Annotated in this window: 2 protein-coding genes; both read right to left on the reverse strand. The window is 37.2% G+C overall.

Going from position 1 to position 2,256, the window contains the following annotated elements; translation table 11 throughout:
* Positions 1-150 (reverse strand): YSIRK-type signal peptide-containing protein (locus ADF68_RS10505; protein WP_152901831.1); only part of this gene is annotated, 150 nt, incomplete at its 3' end.
* A gap of 627 nt (positions 151-777) precedes the next feature.
* On the reverse strand, positions 778-2,256 hold a 1,479-nt coding region (locus tag ADF68_RS04650; RefSeq protein WP_049548829.1), incomplete at its 5' end, for an LPXTG cell wall anchor domain-containing protein.

Below are 2,256 nucleotides of genomic sequence, written 5' to 3' on the forward strand. Positions count from 1 at the left end.
ATCCGCACTAACGACGCGCGCACCCAAAAACATCAGCGCTGCAACAGCAACTGAAGCCGCACCGAAACTATACTTACGAATAGAGAAGCGTAAGACTTTTTCCTGTTGCCGACGCTTTACTCTACTTAGTGAATTTGATTTTTTTTCCATAGTTCCTCCTTATATTAAAGACAAAATCAAATTGAGAAGCAGTATTCCCTCTGGGGAATAATACAATAAAAATCACTCTTTTGAGCAATTTTTACACATTACAGCTATTACAGCTATTACAGCTCGATTATATCATTTTCAATTCATTTAAGCAATCATAAAGCCATTCAACCTCTCGAATAAAGCGCAAACATATGCGAACGTTTATAACACATTAATATACAGCTTGTTTAAATAAAACAGAAAGATTCTCCTTTCTGATGACATTCTCTCTATATATAGTTAATTGAAATAAGATATGAACAAAGAGATTAGGAAAATCAAAACAATTTCTAATAAATGTTTTAGAATCCATGGCGTACTACTCTAAGTTCACTCCACTATAGTAGATTGGCAAGTGTACTAATCGCTCACCGATTGAGAACTTTTGGGAACATTTCAAAACTGAGCACTAGGATTAAAGACATACAATATTTTGAGAGGGGGTTGGTACCAATACTGATACCTCCCTTTTTCAAGAATAAAACAACGGCCTTGTACCTCTTCAAATGAGGAACAAAGCCGTTTCTTGATCTTTTGTATTCATTGTCCACTTAACAATGAACCATTCATATTTTGACTAAATTTTTAGTCTTCTTTTTTCTTTCCAAGAGCAAGTCCGAGGCTACTTAGCATACCAAGAAGTCCTAGAGATGCAAGAGTTACATTTGATTCTGTTCCTGTATTTGGTAATACATTTTGAGAATCTTTTGATTCTGTTCCTGTATTTAGCAATACATTTTGAGAATCATTTGATTTAACTCCATTGTCAATAGTAGTCTTAGTATCTACCTGATTTGCATTCGGAGTAACAGCATCTTGAATTGGAGTTGTTGGCGCAGGTGTATCATGACCAGAATTTCCATTAGTATCAGGTGTGACTGGAGTGACTGGAATTGTATTTGGATTTGTATTTCCACTTACTTTTCTGAAAATGTGAGTAATTACTGGTTCATTTTCATCAATCACAGTTCGTACAAATTCATATACTGGAATTGATCCATGTTCAGCATCCTTTTCATTACCTGTCTTAACGGATGGTTTCAATACATTTCCGTCTTCATCAATCCATCGAACCTCAATCATTAGCTCTGGTAATGCATTTGAACCCCCTAATACATCGTTTTCAAAAGTTGTTACCTTAGGAACTTCCACAGATGATTTACCTGGTTCAGTAATCTTACCTGTACCTGTTTTTTCTACGTTTGGTAGATCACTGTTTGGTACTTTACCTTTACCATCTTCATCGATTGTAACGACGATTGGATTACCATCTTTACCTGGGATTTCTACCTTAGTTCCTGATGGATATGTTGACCCATCTGGTTTCTTCGGTGTCACTGTAACATCACCTGTCTTAGAATCTTGTTCTAACTCTACTGTTGGTGCTTTCGTTTTTCCATAAGTTCGAACGATTGTAGGAGTTACCTTACCTGTTTTTGAATCAACTTCATAGGTAGTGGTATCAATCACATCGCGACCTTCAGAATCTTTAGATTGTTCAACCTTAGTTTTCGCACCAACTTTAATAATTGTCTTACCTGCTGGGGTGACAACTGGGGTACCAACGTGTTCTGTGATATGACCGTCGTTTGAATCTACATCGTAAGTGGTTGTAACAACTGTTTTACCTTTAGCTCCTTCAACGCGTTCATTAGGTGTGCCAACTTCTCGTTCACCATCTCTAACATACTCAACTTCTGGTTCAATCAGTGTTTCTACGACTTTATCCTTAGCTGCGACTTTGACAATAGTTGCTGTTGGATTTACTACTACTGGTTCTCCTACTCTTTCTGTAATAGCGCCTGTAGTAGGATCAACACTATACGTTGTTGTGGTAGTGCTTGAACCTGCTTGTCCTGCTTCTTCCACATTTGGTTGATCTTTGTCGCGTGTATCATCTTTTACATATTTCTTAGGTGATGGGATTTCTGTTGTTTCTACTTTATCCTTAGCTGCGACTTTGACAATAGTATTCGTTGCTTCTTTCGTACGAACTGGTTGACCTTCACTTGCTGTAATCTTTCCAGTATTAGGATCCACAGTGTAAGTTGTTGTGATAGTGTC

It is taken from the genome of Streptococcus pseudopneumoniae (genome assembly GCF_001068775.1).
GTDB lineage: Bacteria > Bacillota > Bacilli > Lactobacillales > Streptococcaceae > Streptococcus > Streptococcus pseudopneumoniae_N.